General features: G+C 64.0%; 1 pseudogene. It reads left to right on the forward strand.

Features of this window, described 5'->3' with window-relative positions:
* Positions 1-1,523, forward strand: a pseudogene (locus tag WCA53_RS16805) (heme lyase CcmF/NrfE family subunit); the annotation flags it as partial.

The following is a 1,523-nucleotide window of genomic DNA, read 5'->3' on the forward strand; positions in this document are numbered from 1 at the left end:
GCGTTCGCGTGCCTCGCGGCAGCGTTTGTCGGCGATGATTTTTCCGTGGCGTACGTCGCGGACAACTCCAATTCGATGCTGCCGCTCGCCTAACGCTTCGCGGCCATCTGGGGTGGACACGAAGGCTCGCTCCTGCTCTGGACGCTGCTGCTTACTTTCTGGATGCTCGCGGTGTCCCTCTTCAGCAAGCAGCTTCCCGTCGCGATGGTCGCGCGCGTGCTCGGCGTGATGAGCTGGATCGACGCCGGACTTCTTCTCTTCATGCTGTGGACATCGAATCCGTTCGTGCGCCTTCTTCCCGCCGCGATGGACGGCCGCGATCTCAACCCCTTGCTTCAGGATCCCGGCATGGTGTCGCATCCGCCGATCCTGTACATGGGCTACGTGGGCTTCGCGGTCGCGTTTTCGTTTGCGATATCTGCTCTGCTATCCGGCGAACTCAATGCCGCCTGGGCGCGCTGGTCGCGGCCATGGACACTTGCCGCGTGGACGTTCCTGACGCTGGGCATCATGCTCGGCAGCGGCTGGGCGTACTACGAACTGGGCTGGGGCGGCTGGTGGTTCTGGGATCCGGTTGAGAACGCGTCGTTCATGCCGTGGCTCGTGGGCACGGCGCTGATCCATTCGCTCGCCGTCACCGACAAACGCGGCAGTTTTCGCGCGTGGACCGTACTGCTTGCCATCTGCGCGTTTTCTCTGAGCTTGCTGGGCACGTTTCTCGTGCGCTCGGGCGTGATCACTTCGGTCCATGCGTTCGCCACGGATCCCGCGCGCGGCATTTTCATCCTGACGTTCCTGTCGATAGTCACAGGCGGCTCGCTCGCGTTGTTCGCCTGGCGCGCGCCCAAAATCGAACGCGGCCTGAAGGCCGGTCCGGGCTTCGCGCCGCTGTCGCGGGAAGCCTTGCTCCTGTCGAACAATGTCTTGTTGATGGTCGCAGCGGCTTCCGTGTTGCTCGGCACGTTGTATCCGCTCCTGCTGGACGTGCTCGGCCTGGGCAAGATTTCCGTCGGCGCGCCGTATTTCGACGCTGTCTTTGTGCCTTTGATGACACCCGCTGTGTTCCTGATGGGCGTCGGCCCGGTTACACGATGGAAGTCCGCACGCCTGCCCGATCTCGCCATTCGCCTGCGCTGGGCGGCGGCGCTGAGCGTCATTTCGGCGCTTGGCCTGCCCTGGATTGCGGGTGGCTGGCGGCCGCTGGTCGCATTGGGGATCCTCCTGGCCGTGTGGTGCGTCGCGACGGTCTTGACGGCGCTTTACGACCGGTTGGCCGACCAGCGCGGGCCCCTATTGCGACGGTTCCTGAACGTGCCTCACGGCTTCTACGGCATGTTGGTGGCGCACGTCGGCATTGGTGTGTTCATCACGGGCGTGACGCTGGTCAAGGGCTATGAATCCGGCGCCGATGCGCAGCTTGACGTCGGCCAGAGCATTCAGTCGGGCGGCTACTCATTTCGTTTCGATGGCGCAAAGCCCGTCGATGGACCGAACTACCACGCGATGCGCGCCACCCTGACGGT

This window comes from Caballeronia sp. (genome assembly GCF_049581465.1).
Classification (GTDB): Bacteria; Pseudomonadota; Gammaproteobacteria; order Burkholderiales; family Burkholderiaceae; genus Caballeronia.